A 15,259-nucleotide genomic window follows, 5' to 3' on the forward strand; every position below is an offset into this window, starting at 1 on the left:
CTGCTGTGACCGATGCGGCTGATGCGACCGCCGGTGACGGGACCGACGCCCCCACGGCTGAATAAGAGCGTCCGGCCCCACGACGTCGCGTCGCGGGGCCGGTCACTCTACGTTCCCCTGGGTCGTCGGGTACCCGTTTGCAGTTCCATGATCATGTTTCTGTTGATCTGCTAGCGATCGGTTCAGGAACCCCAGCTCGCGCCAGCCCACCATCCACTGGAGGATGGTGGGCTTCGTGTTTCGCGTCACACCATGATCCTGGTGATCCCCGATGTCCTTCCCGTCACTTCGCATCCGGCAGGACGATGTGATCCACGATGTGATCCAAAACTGTCCGACCGGAATCGTCAGGATGCCGTGAACGCCTCAGACGGGCTGCAGCGCCTACGTCTCGACCTGGCCTACGACGGGACGTTGTTCGCCGGCTGGGCACGCCAGCCCGGGCGGCGGACCGTGCAGGGCGATGTGGAGGACGCGCTGATGCGGGTGGCGCGGTTGCCCGCCGTCCGGCTCACCGTTGCCGGGCGGACCGATGCCGGCGTCCATGCGCGTGGCCAGGTGGCCCACGTTGATATTCCCGATGATGTCCCGCTCGGCGGGCTCGCTCGCCGACTCAACGGCGTGCTGGAGCGTTCCGTGCGGATCACGGGCCTTTCGCCGGCCCCGCCGGGGTTCGACGCCCGCTTCTCGGCGTTATCGCGGCGCTACGTCTACCGGATCGGGGACGCGCCGTACGGTGTCGATCCGCTACGCCGCCACGACACGTTGGCCTGGCCGCGCCCGTTGGACGCCGAGCGGATGCGGTACGCGGCGATCACGCTGCTGGGTGAACATGACTTCAGCGCCTTCTGTCGACGTAGGGAGGGTGCGACCACCGTGCGGACGCTGCTGCGCCTCGACGTGGCACGGGTGCACGACGGCGTGGTGACCGCCGACGTGGAGGCGGATGCCTTCTGCCACTCGATGGTCAGGGCATTGGTGGGGGCACTGCTTGCTGTGGGGGAGGGACGTCGTCCCCGGGAGTGGGCCGCGCGGGTCCTCGTGCGAGGTGTGCGCGACCCGGCGGTGACCGTGGTTGCGCCGCATGGCCTGACCCTCGTCGAGGTCCGCTACCCCCCTGATACCGATCTCGCAGCTCGCGCGGCGGTGACCCGGGCAGTCCGGGTCCCCACAACCTCGTCCGGCTAACCGGTCGCTCTTAGTGGTCGGCGACGACCACTAAGGCCAAATGGCACGCGATGATCGTCAGTGCGGCCCGTGGCCGGTAAGGGCGCGTCGAGTGATCGGATCGATGGCAAGGAGCGCGAGATCCCGGCTGGCGCTGCTCAATGCCGCGTCAGTGGCGGCTCCCTGGCTTCCGTCGGTGTAGGCGAGCTGAAGGACGATCAGATAGTGGCCGCTGACCCGCGCGTTCCGCCATGAGTTGTCGCCGGTCGGGTTCGTGACCACCGCGCCGGGGAGCGCCTCCGTCGGCACCGCCACGGCCGGTACGCCACCCTTGCCTGCAGCGACCAGGCTTGCCGCGTTCGCAGCGGTTGTCGCCTCGTCGAGAACGAGGACGGACACCGCCGCCAGCACCCGGCGTCCGGATGTCTCGGATTCGCTCACGTACACCGCGTGTACCAGCTGGCGGCATCGATCACCGGGCAACGCGCCGGCGAGTGCATCGGTGATACCTGGGCACCCGACCTCCAGCCTGTATCCGAGCCGCCGGTAGGAATGAAAATTGACAGTGACTTGGTCGGCGGCGAAGAACTCGCTGGCCGTGACCGGGTCGGAATCCGTCCGCACGCTGTCGATGGAACCGGGGCCGGCCGGTCCCGGACCTGCCGTTGCCACCGGCGGCGAAATCGGCCGGTTGCTGCGGCTGTCGTGCTTTGCGACAATGACGACAGAGGCGATCACCAGTGCAGCGACAATGCCCGCCACTATGATCAACCTAGCGATGTAACCCCGGGTCACGGGACGAACGGGGGCCGGCGTGCGGCGCGCATCATCCCGCGCGTCCAGATCCCGCACAGCCATCAGCATGCCGTCGGTTGCCGCCATCGATGTGGCCGATGGCGCTGAGCCGGTTGCAACCGGCCCGGTTGCTGCCAGCCCGGCTGGGTCACCGGTGGGTGCTGCGGCGGCGCTGTTCACCGGTGTCGACGGCGGGTCGGCCGTCCCCGGTGCGGCCTGGTCGGGAACTGCCTGGTCGGGAACTGCCGGATCGGGAACTGCCGGATCCGGGACGGCGCTGCCGGCGTCGGGGGTCCATACCGGCCTGCGGATCGAGGACGGCAATCCACGCAGCGGGCCGAACAGCGGGTCGTCGGCGGGCGGGGCCCACAGATCGCTGGGATGTTCGAGGGCGTCCCCCGAAACGCCGGGTGAACGTTCTGGCGGTTTCTCATCCACCTTCCGCAGACTACGGTGTGCTTGGTGGATCTTCATGGGCTGGCGGTCAGCTCGCAGACCTCGCAGGCCGGCTGCGTCGTCCGCCTGGTAACCTCAAGGACTAGCCGGCCAAGGGCGATGCGATCAGCGGTCTTTTCGCGTCATCGGCGGCCTCGAGGGACCTAACGCGCATGACGGGTTGCCAGACCAGGCGTCAAGTGGCGTGAGCGGCCCGACTGCACAATCGAACGCATCCGCTGACAAGAAAAGGCAGACCTGTGCGCACGTACCAGCCCAAGCCCACGGACATCCAGCAAGCCTGGCATGTCATCGATGCCACGGACGTGGTGCTCGGCAGGCTGGCCAGCCAGGCCGCTCAACTGCTGCGAGGCAAGCACAAGGCGATATTCGCTCCGCACATCGACACCGGTGACTTCGTCATCGTCGTGAACGCGGGCAAGGTCACCCTGAGTGGTAACAAGCGTGAGCAGGCCCAGTATCACCGGCACTCCGGCTACCCTGGCGGTCTGCGCAGCACCTCCTATGGGATACTGCTCGACACGCGGCCCCAGATCATCGTCGAGAAGGCGATCAAGGGCATGCTGCCGAAGAACAAGCTGGGTAGGGCACAGGGCGGCAAGCTGAAGGTCTACGCCGGGCCGACTCATCCCCACCAGGCTCAGCAGCCCCATCCGTTCGAAATCATCCAGGTCGCGCAGTAAGCCGCGGACCATCTGACCAGGAAGGACAGACGACGTGGCTGTCGTGACCGACGCCCAGGGCAACCCTCGTGCCACCGGTCGGCGCAAGGAGGCTGTTGTCCGGGTACGCCTACTGCCGGGCAGTGGCAAATGGACCCTCAACGGGCGCTCCCTGGAGGAGTACTTCCCCAACAAGGTCCACCAGCAGCTTGTCAATGAGCCGCTCAAGGCGTTGGACCGGGCCGAGTCCTACGATGTGGCAGCACGGCTGCACGGTGGTGGTGTCTCCGGCCAAGCTGGTGCACTTCGCCTTGCCGTTGCGCGGGCGCTGACCATCGCCGATGAGGAATCCCGCCCGACCCTGAAGAAGGCGGGCTTCCTGACTCGTGACGCCCGGGTCAAGGAGCGTAAGAAGTACGGCCTGAAGAAGGCCCGGAAGGCACCTCAGTACAGCAAGCGCTGACGCGCTGACCTCGCGGGATCTCGAAGTGGCGAGGCTCTTCGGTACCGACGGCGTGCGCGGGGTCGCTAATGTCGATCTCACTGCCGAACTGGCGTTGGCGTTGTCGGTCGCGGCTGTGGGGGTGCTCACCGAGCACCGTGTTTCTGGCCGCGGGCGTCCGGCCGTTGTGGTAGGCCGTGACACGCGGCCGTCCGGGGAATTCCTGGAGGCCGCGGTCGTCGCCGGTCTCGCGTCGGCTGGCGCGGACGTCCTGCGGCTCGGTGTTGTGCCCACACCCGCGGTGGCTCATGCGGTGATCAACTCGGACGCGGCCCTCGGCGTGATGCTCTCGGCGAGCCACAACCCGATGCCGGACAACGGCATCAAGCTGTTCGCGGCCGGCGGGCGCAAGCTCCCGGACGAGATCGAGGACGAGATCGCCGAACGTCTCACCGGTCCCGCGTCGACCCGTCCCACCGGCGCGGCGATCGGACGGGTCCGTGACGACGGTGCTCTTGTGGAGAGCTACACGGATTTCCTGCTGGCGACCGTTCCCGTCCCGTTGACCGGACTGCGGGTCGTGGTCGACTGCGCGCAGGGTGCCGCGTCCATGTTGGCGCCGCGCGTGTTGCGCATGGCCGGTGCCGAGGTCATCGCCCTGCACGCCGACGGGGACGGGATCCGGATCAACGACGCCTGTGGCGCGACACATATGGAATCGCTGCGGGCAGCCGTGGTGCAACACGGTGCCGACGCCGGCATTGCCCACGATGGGGACGCCGACCGTTGCATGGCCGTCGACGCCAACGGTGAGGTCGTCGACGGTGACCAGATCCTGGTGCTGTGCGCACGCGCGCTGCATGAGCGTGGCCAGCTTGCCGACAACACCCTCGTGGTGACGGTGATGTCGAACCTCGGCCTGCATCATGCGATGCGGGACGCCGGCATTGACGTGATCACGACCCCCGTCGGTGACCGCTATGTGCTGGAAGTCATGCGTGAGCGGGCGCTGTCCCTTGGTGGGGAACAGAGCGGTCATGTCGTCTTCCTTCAGCATGCGACGACCGGGGACGGGTTGCTCACGGCGTTGCAGGTGCTGGGCCGCATGGCCGAGACCGACCGCTCGTTGGCGGAGCTGGCGAAGGTCATGACAAGGTTGCCGCAGGTGTTGGTGAACGTCCGGGGTGTCGACCGGTCGAAGGTTGCCACCTCACCGGACCTCGCCGCGGCCGTGGCGGCGGCAGAGGCCGAACTGGGCGATGACGGCCGGGTCCTGCTGCGTCCGTCAGGCACCGAGCCGCTGGTACGGGTCATGGTGGAGGCGCCGACCACCGCCCAGGCGCAAGCGGTCGCCGCACGCCTGTCCGCGATCGTCGAGAGCGCCCTCGGCTGACAAGCCGTGGGGCAGCGGGCGGGGTAGCGGGCCCGGCGTCAGGCTTCTGACGCCTGAATCCCGACATCCGAAGCACGGCTCCTGAACGTCGGCGGATGTTCGTCGTTCGACGCATCGACCCAAACAGGTGTGGCACCGCTCGCACACGTCCTCGGTTGCGTACCCTGACCGCATGTGTGGGATCATCGGGTACATCGGCGGACAGTCGGCGCTGGATGTCGCTCTTGCGGGGCTGCGCCGCCTAGAGTATAGAGGCTACGACTCGGCGGGTATCGCAGTTGTCGCCGAGGGCCGGCTACGCGTCGTGCGCAAGGCCGGCAAGCTGGCTAATCTGGAGAAAGTGCTGGGCGATGCGGACGCCGGCCTACCCGGAACCACCGGTATCGGCCACACCAGGTGGGCGACGCACGGCGGTCCGACCGACGTCAATGCACATCCGCACGTCGACTGCACGGGCGCCATCGCTGTGATCCACAATGGGATCATCGAGAACTTCGCGAGTCTGCGGGCCGGCTTGGAGAGCGGCGGGCACGAGTTGACCAGCGAGACCGACACGGAGGTCGTCGCCCACCTTCTTGAGATCGAACTCGTTGCGATGGCCGCCTCCGGCGATGACGCAACGGCCGGTGTGAGCCCGCTCAGCGAGGCGCTACGGCGGGTCTGTGGCCGGTTGGAGGGCGCCTTCACACTCGTCGTCGTGCATCGTGATCATCCCGACGTGGTGGTGGGTGCGCGCCGCAATAGTCCGCTGGTCGTCGGCCTGGGTGCGGGTGAGACCTTTTTGGCCAGCGACGTCGCGGCGTTCATCGCGCACACCCGCAGCGCGTTGGAGATCGGGCAGGACCAGGTGGTCGAGGCCCGCCGCGACGGGGTCACCATCATGGACTTCGAGGGCAACCTCGTCGAGGGCCGTCCATACCACGTGGACTGGGATGCCAGCGCCGCGGAAAAGGGCGGTTTCCCCTACTTCATGCTGAAGGAGATCAGTGAGCAGCCGACGGCGCTCGCGGACACGCTGCGTGGACGCCTGTCGAACGCCGGCGAGATCGTTCTGGACGAGGAGCGTCTTTCCACCCAGGACTTCCGTGACGTCGACAAGGTCTTCATCGTTGCCTGCGGCACGGCCTACCATGCCGGGCTGATCGCCAAGTACGCGATCGAGCACTGGACGCGCCTGCCGTGCGAGGTCGAGATGGCATCGGAGTTCCGCTACCGTGATCCGGTCCTCGACCGTTCCACCCTAGTGATCGCCATCAGCCAGAGCGGCGAGACGCTGGACACCCTGATGGCGGTCAAGCACGCGCGGGAGCAGAAGGCCAGGGTACTGGCGATCTGCAACACGAACGGGTCGACCATCCCACGGGAGTCCGATGCCGTGCTCTACACCCGGTGTGGTCCCGAGGTCGGTGTCGCTTCGACGAAGACCTTCCTCGGTCAGGTCGCCGCGTGCCTGCTGGTCGGCCTGTACCTCGCACAGGCCCGCGGTGTCCTCTACGGCGACGAGGTCGCGCGGTACGTCGAGAAACTGCAGACCACTCCGATGCTCGTGCGCGAGACCCTGGCCACGGTCGAGCCGATAAGGGCGCTAGCGCGCACCCTGGCCGACGCCAAGGCGGTGTTGTTCCTCGGCCGCCATGTCGGGTACCCGGTGGCGCTGGAAGGCGCTCTCAAGCTCAAGGAGCTCGCTTACATGCATGCCGAGGGTTTCCCGGCAGGCGAGCTGAAGCACGGGCCGATCGCGCTCATCGAGCCGGGTCTGCCGGTGGTGATCGTGGTGCCGTCCCCGCGGGGCCGGTCACATCTGCATGGAAAGATCGTTTCCAATATCCAGGAGGTGCGGGCCCGCGGAGCGCGGACCATTGTGATCGCTGAGGAGGGTGACACCGTGGTCGAACCCTACGCGGAGCATCTGATCCGGGTACCGGCGACACCGACCCTGTTCGCGCCGCTGGTGACGACGCTGCCCCTGCAGGTCTTCGCGTGCGAACTGGCTCTCGCCCGGGGCCTCGACGTCGACCAGCCGCGCAACCTCGCCAAGTCGGTCACCGTGGAATGACGCCTGGCAATATAGGGCCGTGGCATCGGCGCCCGGCGCGCGCCGGTACCGGCCCGCCGGCATGGTCAGTCAGTCAGTCGGGTGCGGGCGTCGCCAGCGGGTCGCGGCCTCCCGCAGATCCATCGCCAGGACGTCGTTGACGGCCGCGAGGTCGACAACCAGGTCGACCAGGCCTGGTCCGTCGAGGCTCTCGAGGAAGTCCCGCAGGTCGATCGGCTGGCCATCGGCGTCGTAGAAGCCGTCGTCGGTGCTGTCGAAGTCGTCGTCGTCCTCGCTCGAGTCGATCGCCCCGGTGGCCACGAGGGCGAGTGCGACGGCGTGCGCGCAGAATTGTTCGACCGCACCGGTCGGACACGTACAGGTCGACCCCGGTGTCCCATCGATCACTGACAGCTGGGTCTGGGTGGGTTGGTCACCGTCCACGGTGCCGGAGGCACTGCTCGGCCGGATCCGCAGGTCACCGACTCGTCCCTGCAACGCGAGGGCGACGCCGCGGGTGAACTCGCCCAGGCCTGCGAGGCGAGCGCACTCGTCTTCGGCGAAAACGGCGTGCAACGGGGTGATGGCGATGTCGTCATGTCCGTTTGACCCCGACTGGTTGACGATCATCGGGCAATTCTACGAGACCTGCGCTCGGCGGACGCAGGGTCCTGGCACCTCGGGCCGTGACTCACGTCTGCCATCCGCTCGAAGGTGGTGCGATCATGCTTTTCTCGCACCGCCGGAGGCGTGCCGGTGGGCTGACCCTTGCGCTCTTCATCACCGAGAGTTGATATATTGTCGCGCCGACACACCGGGTGGGGCGACCGGAGGAAGTCGTCCCGGCCGCGCGAGGGTGCCAAGGGTGCGTTTGACGGTGCGACGGACGGCTCCGACGGAGAGCATTGCCGCTATGCGATCCGCCCATTCGGTGATCCAGGTCAGGGATGCCGAGGCGCCCCTGTTCGCCAGCCTGCGACCAGGCGCCCTGATGCAGCGGGCCGTGCACGGCCTGCTGTCGCATGCGGCGCGCCGGCTCGGTCGGGTGTACGGCGCCCGGGTAGTCGTGCTCGCAGGAAGCGGTGACAACGGCGGTGACGCGCTGTGGACGGGTGCTCTCCTTGCGGCCCGGGGCGCCCGGGTGGACGCGTTGGCTCCCGGGCGTACGCATCCGGCCGGGACGGCTGCCCTGCTCGCGGCGGGCGGACGCCTGCACCGTCTGCCCGGTCCGGACCCGGTCGGCGCGCGGCCGGTACGTGCAGGTGCGCCGGTCGGCGATGACACTGCCGCGGGCCTGCTGGCCGCGGCAGACCTGATCCTGGACGGCATGCTCGGCATCGGTGGGAAGGGCGGCCTGCGCGCGGGCTACGCCCGGTTGGCCGGGTTGGCCCCGGCCGGGCGAACCGTCGCCGTGGACATCCCGAGCGGGGTGGACGCCGATACCGGCGCGGTGGTGGGTGTGGCCATCCGCGCGAGCAGCACCGTGACATTCGGAACCTACAAACGCGGCCTGCTGATCCCGCCGGGGGCTGACCACGCGGGCCAGCTCGAGCTCGTCGACATCGGGCTGGTACTTCCCTGCGCGGATCTGGTCGCTCTTGATGACGCCGACGTGGCCCGACTGCGCCCGGGACCTCGCCCGGCGGACTCCAAGTACACCCGGGGCGTGTTGGGCCTGGTCGCCGGCAGTGACGTCTACCCCGGCGCCGCGGTGCTCGCCACCGGCGGGGCGCTGCGCGGGGCCGCGGGCTACGTGCGGGTGGCGAGCACGCCCGTGGCCGCCGACCATGTGCGTCGCGCGCACCCCGAGGCGGTGGTCACCCAGATCGGCCCCGGTGACGCCGGCGCTGTCGTCGCGGCAGGTCGGGTACAGGCGTGGGCGGTCGGCCCCGGTCTGCCTCCAGACGCCGGGACCGGACGGGTGGTGGCCGCCCTGCTGGCCGGTGACCTGCCCGTGTTGCTCGATGCGGGTGCGTTGGGCGCGTTGGCGGCCGATGCCCGGGGCGTTGCCGCGCTGGCGGACCGGGCTGCGCCTACTCTGCTCACGCCGCACGAGGGTGAGTTCGTCCGTCTGGTCGGGGCGCTGCGCTGGGACGCAGAGGCGACGATCAACGAGCTGACCGTGGACCGGTTGGGCGTGGTACGCCGCGCCGCCGCCGCACTCGGGGCGACTGTGCTCCTCAAGGGCGCCCGTACGTTGATCGTCGATCCGGACGGGCAGGCGCGGGTGAACACCACGGGCACACCATGGCTGGCGACCGCGGGCAGCGGTGATGTTCTGACCGGCCTGTGCGGCTCGCTGCTCGCCGGTGGCCTGGCCCCGCTGGACGCCGGCAGCGTGGGAGCCCAGCTGCACGGCCGGGCGGCGCAACGGGCGGGCCATCCGCTGGCTGCCTCGGATCTGGCTCCGATGTTGCGGGTCCGCGGAAGGCGCTGAGCCGGTGGGTGTCGTTGGGCGGGCATACGCCTCGGCGTAGTCTGCCCCGGCTGCGCTTGTCAGCGGGAGAGCGCGTACGCCTATGGTCGGCGTTCGCATGCGTAGAATCATGATCGCGCGGCCTTTGGCCGGCTAGGCTGCCTGGGGTGGTCGCCGGCCGCGTGTAGAACCATGATCGCGCGGCCTTTGGCCGGCGAGTTGGCCGGCGAGGCTGTGTGGGCAGGTCAGGAAGGCTTCGGATGACACCGCAGAGTGGCAACCTACCCGCGTGCGCGGTTGTCGATCTCGACGCGGTCCGCGAGTCCGTGGCGACGCTGGTCGCCCGCGCCGGCAACGCCGCGACCATGGCGGTGGTGAAGGCTGACGGCTACGGTCACGGGATGCTTCCCTGCGCGCGTGCCGCGCTGGAGGCCGGTGCGAGCTGGCTCGGGGTCGCGTTCATCTCCGAAGCGCTCGCGCTGCGCGCCGCCGGGCTCACTGTACCGGTGTTCGCCTGGCTCAGCACGCCCGGGGAGCCGCTCACCGAGGCGATTGCCGCCGACGTCGACCTGTCGGTGTCGGCGCCCTGGGCGCTGGCGGAGATCGCCGCAGCCGCGCGGTTGACCGGTCGCGCCGCACGGGTCCATCTCAAGGCCGACACCGGCCTGAACCGGGCGGGGGCGACCGAGGCGGACTGGCCGTCCCTGTGTGAGGCGTCGGCGGCACTCCTCGCCGACGGCCTGATCGACGTGGTCGGTGTCTGGAGCCACTTCGCCTTCGCGGACTCGCCCGGCCATCCGACCGTCCGCGCGCAGATCGGGTACTTCCAGGACGCGGTGGTCATCGCGGAGAAGGCTGGTCTGCGTCCGCGCGTGCGCCACCTGGCCAACTCGGCCGCGACCCTGATCAGCCCGGACGCGCATTTCGATCTGGTGCGCCCGGGAATCTCCGTCTACGGCCTGTCACCCGGACCTGCCCTCGGTCCCCCCACAGCCCTCGGCCTGCGCCCCGCCATGACACTCACCGCTCGGCTGGCGCTGGCCAAGCGGGTGCCGGCCGGAGGTGGGGTGTCCTACGGCCACCGATACATCACCCCGGCCGAGACGACGCTCGCGTTGGTGCCGCTCGGGTACGCCGACGGCATTCCGCGGTCGGCGGGCGACACGGCCGAGGTGCTGCTGGCCGGCCGCCGCCGGCGCATCGCCGGCACCGTGTGTATGGATCAGTTCGTCCTGGACGTCGGCGACGATCCCGTTCAGGCGGGCGATCAGGTCATCCTGTTCGGGCCGGGGGAGCACGGTGAACCCACCGCCGCCGACTGGGCGGATGCCCTCGGGACCATCAACTACGAGATTGTCACGAGGATCGGCGTCCGGGTACCGAGGGTGCACCTCAACGTATCCGGCCCAGCCGGCGCATCCGGGCCGGAACGCGGCCTGCCGTGACCGTGACGCCAGATGATGATCATCAACGCCTGGTGGTGACTGTGAAGATGCAGGACGTCGGCGGGCTGCTTGCCCGTACCGGTCGGACCGTCGGCGGCTCGCGGGGGGCGTGGTCGGCCGGCGTCGCCGGTCTTGCCGGCCTCGCCACCGCTGTCGTTGTCGGCGCGGCCGCGCGGCGGCGGCTCCAGCGCCGCTCGGACCAGGCGGGCGTGCCGGCGGATTTGCCGGCTGAGCTGCCGGACGCCTTGGCGGCGGATTTGCCGGCTGAGCTGCCGGACGCCTTGGCGGCGGATTTGCCGGCCGATTTGTCGGACGCGTTGGCTGCCAGACCGCCCGATGGCAGTCCGGTACCGCTGGTCGGGGGGCGTCCGACCACGGTGATCGCGTCGGATGGCGTGCCGTTGCACGTCGAGATCGTCGGAGATCCCGGCGCCGCGCTCACCCTCGTCTTCATCCACGGTTTCTGCGTCAGCCTTGACTGTTGGACGTTCCAACGTCGTGATCTCGCCGAATGTGGCCGGCTGGTGTTCTACGATCAGCGTGCCCACGGCTCATCCGGCGCCTCCGATGTCGCGGCATGCACGATCGAGCAGCTCGGTGACGATTTGTATCGAGTGCTGACCGAGGTGGTGCCGACGGGACCGGTGGTCCTTGTCGGGCACTCGATGGGCGGGATGACGGTCCTTGCGTTGGCCGACGCGCACGCGGAATTGTTCGGCGACCGGATCGTCGGGGTCGGCCTCCTGTCGACCAGCGCCGGCAGCCTGGCCACGGTGACCTTCGGCCTGCCGGCGGCTGCGGCGAGGGTTCTGCGCGTCACGCTGCCCGGTCTTGCCGTCGGCCTGCGCCATGCCCCGACGCTGCTGGAACGGGGCCGCCGTCACGGCAGTCAGATGGCGTGGGCCGCGACCCGTCGGATCGGCTTCGGCTCCACCGCTGTCGGGTCGCCTGTCGTGTCGTTCCTGGAGCAGATGGTGGCCGCAACGCCGCTGCACGTGATGGCCGCGTTCCTGCCCGCGCTGATCAGTCATGACAAGCTCGCCGCGGCGGCGGCGTTGGTGACCACTCCGACGCTGATTCTCGTCGGTGACGCCGATGTCATGACCCCGCTAGAGCACAGCCGGACGCTGGCCGAAGCCCTCCCCGAAGCGGATCTGGTAGTCGTGGCCGGGGCCGGGCACGCCGTCCCTCTCGAACGCCCCGACGAGGTCAACGAGGCGCTGCGCACGCTGGTGAATCGGGCGACAGCCCGGCCGCGCGGCGGGTTGAGCCCGCAGCGATCGCAGCGCCCGCTGGGATCGTACGGTCGGTCGGGTTCCCGAAGTCACGCGGTGCGCGTGCGGTGCGACCACGGCCCGGACGACCTCTCCGCGTCGACCTCGTGATCGGCTCATCCGGGTCATCCGGGTCATCCGGGTCTGTCGGGCACACCGCCTGGACCGACGGAGCGGCTTGGACCGTCGAGGTCCCGACGGCTGGAACCATGCGTGCTGTCGGTCGCCGACTGGCCGGCGCGTTGCGCGCCGGAGACCTGGTGATACTCGCCGGTCCACTCGGTGCCGGCAAGACTGTTCTGGTCCAGGGCATCGCCGCCGGACTGGGTGTCACCGGGGCGGTGACTTCGCCGACCTTCGTGATCGCCCGGGTGCACGATGACGGGCGGGTACCCCTGGTGCACGTGGACGCCTACCGTCTGGGCGCGGTCGCCGAGGTCGAGGACATCGATCTCGATGCTGAGGTGGAGGAGTCTGTGACGGTCGTCGAGTGGGGCTCGGGGCTGGTGGAGGGTCTGGCCAACGCGTATCTGCGAGTCGAGATCGAGCGGCCGTTCGAGGCTGCGCCGCTACTCGGCTCCGGTGATGTCGACGACTGTGATGACAGCGGCGTCCGTGTCATCCGGATGATCGGTAGTGATCGCGAATGGTCAACCCGCCTGCGGTCGTTGTGGGCGGACGACGGGGGTGCGGTCCGGTCGCCGCCGGGGTTCCGCCGGCCCGGACCATCCGATCATCCGATCTGATCAAAACCTCAGGCCGGCCAGGCCCTAGGCTGTCAAACGTGCTGCTTCTTGCGGTTGACACGGCGACACCTGCCTGTTCGGTCGCTCTTGTGGACGTCCACTGGGGTCAGCCCGCCGCCGGATCGGCGACTGTGGGTACGCCGGCTGGAGTCAGGCCGGCTGGACCCACGGTGGTTCACGGCATGGCGGTTCACGGCATGACGGGACGGGCGCAGCGGCGGGTCATCGATCCGCGAAAGCACGCGGAAGTGCTGGTGCCGTTGATCCGAGAGGTCCTTGACGAAGCGTCGGCACGTCCGGGCGACCTCGATGCCGTGGTGGTCGGCATCGGCCCAGGGCCGTTCACCAGCCTGCGGGTCGGCGTGATGACAGCCGAGGCCTTCGCCGATGCCCTCGGCTTGCCTGCTTATGGCGTGTGTTCGCTGGACGGTGTCGGTGCTGACACCTCGGGCAGGGTGGCCGTGGCGACCGACGCACGCCGCCGGGAGGTGTACTGGGCGGTATACGACAACGGTGAGCGGATGGTCGGGCCGTCCGTGGGCCGGCCACAGCTGGTCGTCGACGAACTGCGGCGGATGTCGGTCCACCGAGCGGTCGGTCCGGGCCTGCACCTGTATCCCGACGTCTTCGCCGACTTCACCGAGGGGGCCGACATCACCGAGCGGGCCGAGCAGGGCTATCCGTCCCCGGTCACCCTCGCCCGTCTGGCCGGCGCGGAGGTCCTGGCCAACCGACCACCCGCGCCGCTCGTCCCGTTGTATCTGCGCCGGCCGGATGCGGCACAACCGCGCCCGCCGAAGGCGGTGACCGGATGATCAGCAAGATGACGATCAGGACAGACCCGGTGACCGGCGATGGGCCGACACCCGGGCGGCCGGACGAGGTGACTCTCGTACGCCTGCGCTGGTGGCATCTTGACCATGTCGCCGAGCTGGAACGGGACATCTTCGCCGAGGATGCCTGGACCGCCGAACTGTTCTGGTCCGAACTCGCCCATCGCGAGACGCGCCACTATCTGGCCGCCATGCGCGGCGGGCGGATAGTCGGTTACGGGGGGCTTGCCGTCCATGACGACGAGTCCTATGTGCAGACCGTCGGCGTCAGCGCGGATGCCCGCGGCAACGGGGTGGGTACCCGGTTACTGGTCGCCCTGTTGCGCCACGCCCGGATGCGCGGCGCTCACCGTTGCGACCTGGAGGTGCGCACCGACAACAGCACGGCCCAGGCTCTCTATCAGCGGTTGGGGTTTGTCAATCTCGGTGTGCGCAAGGGCTATTACCAGCCGTCTGGAGCCGACGCCTACGTGATGTCTGCTCGTCGCATCGACAGCCACGACTACGGTGAGCTACTGGACGCGGTGGAGTCGACGGTGTCCCGGTGAGCGGGGCTCGCGCCGGTCACACGTCCCCGGTGCGGGGTGACGCGCCGCTGGTACTGGGTATTGAGACCTCATGCGACGAGACCGGCGTGGGTTTGGTCCGCGGTGGCGTTCTGCTCGCCGACACCCTCGCGTCGTCCGTCGACGAGCACGCGCGCTACGGCGGGGTCATCCCGGAGATCGCAGCCCGGGCACACCTGGAGGCGATGGTTCCGACCGTCGAGCGGGCACTGTCCCAAGCGGGGCTGCGCCACTGCGACGTCGACGCGATCGCGGTCACCGCTGGTCCGGGCCTTGCCGGGGCCTTGCTGGTCGGCGTGGCCGCGGCCAAGGCGTACGCGTTCGCGCTCGGCGTCCCGCTCTACGGTGTCCATCATCTGGCCGCGCATGTCGCGGTGGATACCCTTGAGCATGGAGCGCTGCCCAGTCCGTCAATGGCGTTGTTGGTCTCCGGTGGGCATTCGTCCCTGCTGCTGGTACCGGACCTCGCCACCGGCGCGGTGATCCAGCTCGGGGCCACGGTCGACGATGCCGCGGGCGAGGCGTATGACAAGGTTGCCCGGCTGCTCGGGATGCCGTTTCCGGGTGGACCGCCGATAGATCGGGCGGCCCGGGACGGGAGCCCCACGATTGCATTCCCGCGCGCGAAGGCGGGTGACGGCACCTTCGACTTCTCCTTCAGCGGACTGAAGACCGCGGTGGCCCGGTGGGTGGAGACACGTCACCGGATGGGTGAGCCGGTGCCCGTCGCCGACGTCGCCGCATCGTTTCAGGAGGCCGTTGTGGATGTGTTGACGACTAAATCCGTCGCAGCCTGCAGAGCTCACGGGGTGGACACCCTGGTGATCGGCGGAGGCGTGGCGGCGAACAGCAGGCTGCGGGCGCTCGCGGCGGCGCGGTGCGAGGCCGCGGGTATCACCCTGCGGGTGCCACGGCCCGGACTGTGCACCGACAACGGCGCGATGGTCGCCGCGCTGGGTTCCCTTCAGGTCGCGGCCGGGGTCACGCCGTCCCCGCTGGACATTTCCGCCACCTCGATCCTTCCGTTTT

At 69.2% G+C, this 15,259-nt stretch carries 14 protein-coding genes; 12 read left to right on the plus strand and 2 right to left on the minus strand.

Annotated features, from left to right (window positions below; all coding sequences use genetic code 11):
* Positions 1–357 precede the first annotated feature (357 nt).
* Positions 358–1,188, plus strand: a complete 831-nt coding sequence (truA, locus tag U9978_RS03180; protein WP_322759503.1) for a tRNA pseudouridine(38-40) synthase TruA — start codon at positions 358–360, stop codon at positions 1,186–1,188.
* Positions 1,189–1,245: 57 nt separating this feature from the next.
* Here truA and U9978_RS03185 read toward each other — a convergent pair whose 3' ends face one another.
* Entirely contained in the window at positions 1,246–2,400 is a 1,155-nt protein-coding gene (locus U9978_RS03185; protein WP_322759504.1) for a hypothetical protein, read from the minus strand.
* Positions 2,401–2,657: 257 nt separating this feature from the next.
* Here U9978_RS03185 and rplM point away from each other — a divergent pair, with 257 nt between their 5' ends.
* The 4 genes from rplM to glmS all read left to right on the plus strand — a co-directional run bounded on the left by rplM (position 2,658) and on the right by glmS (position 6,971).
* A complete protein-coding gene (gene rplM, locus U9978_RS03190) occupies positions 2,658–3,101 on the plus strand; it encodes a 50S ribosomal protein L13 (protein ID WP_322759505.1) in 444 nt (147 codons plus the stop codon).
* 34 nt (positions 3,102–3,135) lie between these two features.
* Positions 3,136–3,543, plus strand: coding sequence for a 30S ribosomal protein S9 (gene rpsI / locus U9978_RS03195; RefSeq protein ID WP_322759506.1), 408 nt, complete (start codon positions 3,136–3,138; stop codon positions 3,541–3,543).
* A gap of 25 nt (positions 3,544–3,568) precedes the next feature.
* Entirely contained in the window at positions 3,569–4,915 is a 1,347-nt protein-coding gene (gene glmM / locus U9978_RS03200; RefSeq protein ID WP_322759507.1) for a phosphoglucosamine mutase, read from the plus strand.
* 172 nt (positions 4,916–5,087) lie between these two features.
* Positions 5,088–6,971 carry a glutamine--fructose-6-phosphate transaminase (isomerizing) gene (gene glmS, locus U9978_RS03205; RefSeq protein ID WP_322759508.1) on the plus strand — a complete coding sequence of 628 codons (1,884 nt, stop codon included), beginning with the start codon at positions 5,088–5,090 and terminating at the stop codon, positions 6,969–6,971.
* A 69-nt stretch (positions 6,972–7,040) separates the two neighbouring features.
* On the opposite strand, the gene U9978_RS03210 is transcribed toward glmS, so the two are convergent.
* Complete coding sequence (locus U9978_RS03210; protein WP_322759509.1) at positions 7,041–7,580, minus strand: hypothetical protein; 540 nt, start codon at positions 7,578–7,580, stop codon at positions 7,041–7,043.
* Positions 7,581–7,863: 283 nt separating this feature from the next.
* Between U9978_RS03210 and U9978_RS03215 the strand changes: the two genes are divergently transcribed.
* The 7 genes from U9978_RS03215 to tsaD all read left to right on the plus strand — a co-directional run.
* Positions 7,864–9,387, plus strand: coding sequence for an NAD(P)H-hydrate dehydratase (locus U9978_RS03215; protein WP_322759510.1), 1,524 nt, complete (start codon positions 7,864–7,866; stop codon positions 9,385–9,387).
* Positions 9,388–9,626: 239 nt separating this feature from the next.
* Positions 9,627–10,811 (plus strand): alanine racemase, encoded by a 1,185-nt coding sequence (gene alr / locus U9978_RS03220; protein WP_322759511.1) that lies wholly within the window; start codon positions 9,627–9,629, stop codon positions 10,809–10,811.
* A gap of 47 nt (positions 10,812–10,858) precedes the next feature.
* Positions 10,859–12,196, plus strand: a complete 1,338-nt coding sequence (locus tag U9978_RS03225; protein WP_322759601.1) for an alpha/beta hydrolase — start codon at positions 10,859–10,861, stop codon at positions 12,194–12,196.
* A gap of 98 nt (positions 12,197–12,294) precedes the next feature.
* Positions 12,295–12,831, plus strand: coding sequence for a tRNA (adenosine(37)-N6)-threonylcarbamoyltransferase complex ATPase subunit type 1 TsaE (gene tsaE, locus U9978_RS03230; protein ID WP_322759512.1), 537 nt, complete (start codon positions 12,295–12,297; stop codon positions 12,829–12,831).
* 38 nt (positions 12,832–12,869) lie between these two features.
* The gene (tsaB, locus tag U9978_RS03235) at positions 12,870–13,646 is read left to right on the plus strand and encodes a tRNA (adenosine(37)-N6)-threonylcarbamoyltransferase complex dimerization subunit type 1 TsaB (RefSeq protein WP_322759513.1); all 777 of its coding nucleotides are present in this window, start codon (positions 12,870–12,872) and stop codon (positions 13,644–13,646) included.
* An 8-nt stretch (positions 13,647–13,654) separates the two neighbouring features.
* The gene (gene rimI, locus U9978_RS03240) at positions 13,655–14,212 is read left to right on the plus strand and encodes a ribosomal protein S18-alanine N-acetyltransferase (RefSeq protein WP_322759514.1); all 558 of its coding nucleotides are present in this window, start codon (positions 13,655–13,657) and stop codon (positions 14,210–14,212) included.
* A gap of 29 nt (positions 14,213–14,241) precedes the next feature.
* Positions 14,242–15,259 (plus strand): tRNA (adenosine(37)-N6)-threonylcarbamoyltransferase complex transferase subunit TsaD (gene tsaD / locus U9978_RS03245; protein ID WP_416210833.1); only part of this gene is annotated, 1,018 nt, incomplete at its 3' end.

Source organism: Protofrankia sp. Cr2 (assembly GCF_963555885.1).
Lineage (GTDB): Bacteria > Actinomycetota > Actinomycetes > Frankiales > Frankiaceae > Protofrankia.

Excerpts from the sequence above, each read along its gene's own strand:
- glmS (WP_322759508.1), top strand. The coding sequence starts at position 5,088 with ATGTGTGGGATCATCGGGTACATCGGCGGACAGTCGGCGCTGGATGTC.
- alr (WP_322759511.1), top strand. The coding sequence starts at position 9,627 with ATGACACCGCAGAGTGGCAACCTACCCGCGTGCGCGGTTGTCGATCTC.
- U9978_RS03210 (WP_322759509.1), bottom strand. The coding sequence starts at position 7,580 with ATGATCGTCAACCAGTCGGGGTCAAACGGACATGACGACATCGCCATC.
- tsaE (WP_322759512.1), top strand. The coding sequence starts at position 12,295 with ATGCGTGCTGTCGGTCGCCGACTGGCCGGCGCGTTGCGCGCCGGAGAC.
- U9978_RS03225 (WP_322759601.1), top strand. The coding sequence starts at position 10,859 with ATGCAGGACGTCGGCGGGCTGCTTGCCCGTACCGGTCGGACCGTCGGC.
- rimI (WP_322759514.1), top strand. The coding sequence starts at position 13,655 with ATGACGATCAGGACAGACCCGGTGACCGGCGATGGGCCGACACCCGGG.
- U9978_RS03215 (WP_322759510.1), top strand. The coding sequence starts at position 7,864 with ATGCGATCCGCCCATTCGGTGATCCAGGTCAGGGATGCCGAGGCGCCC.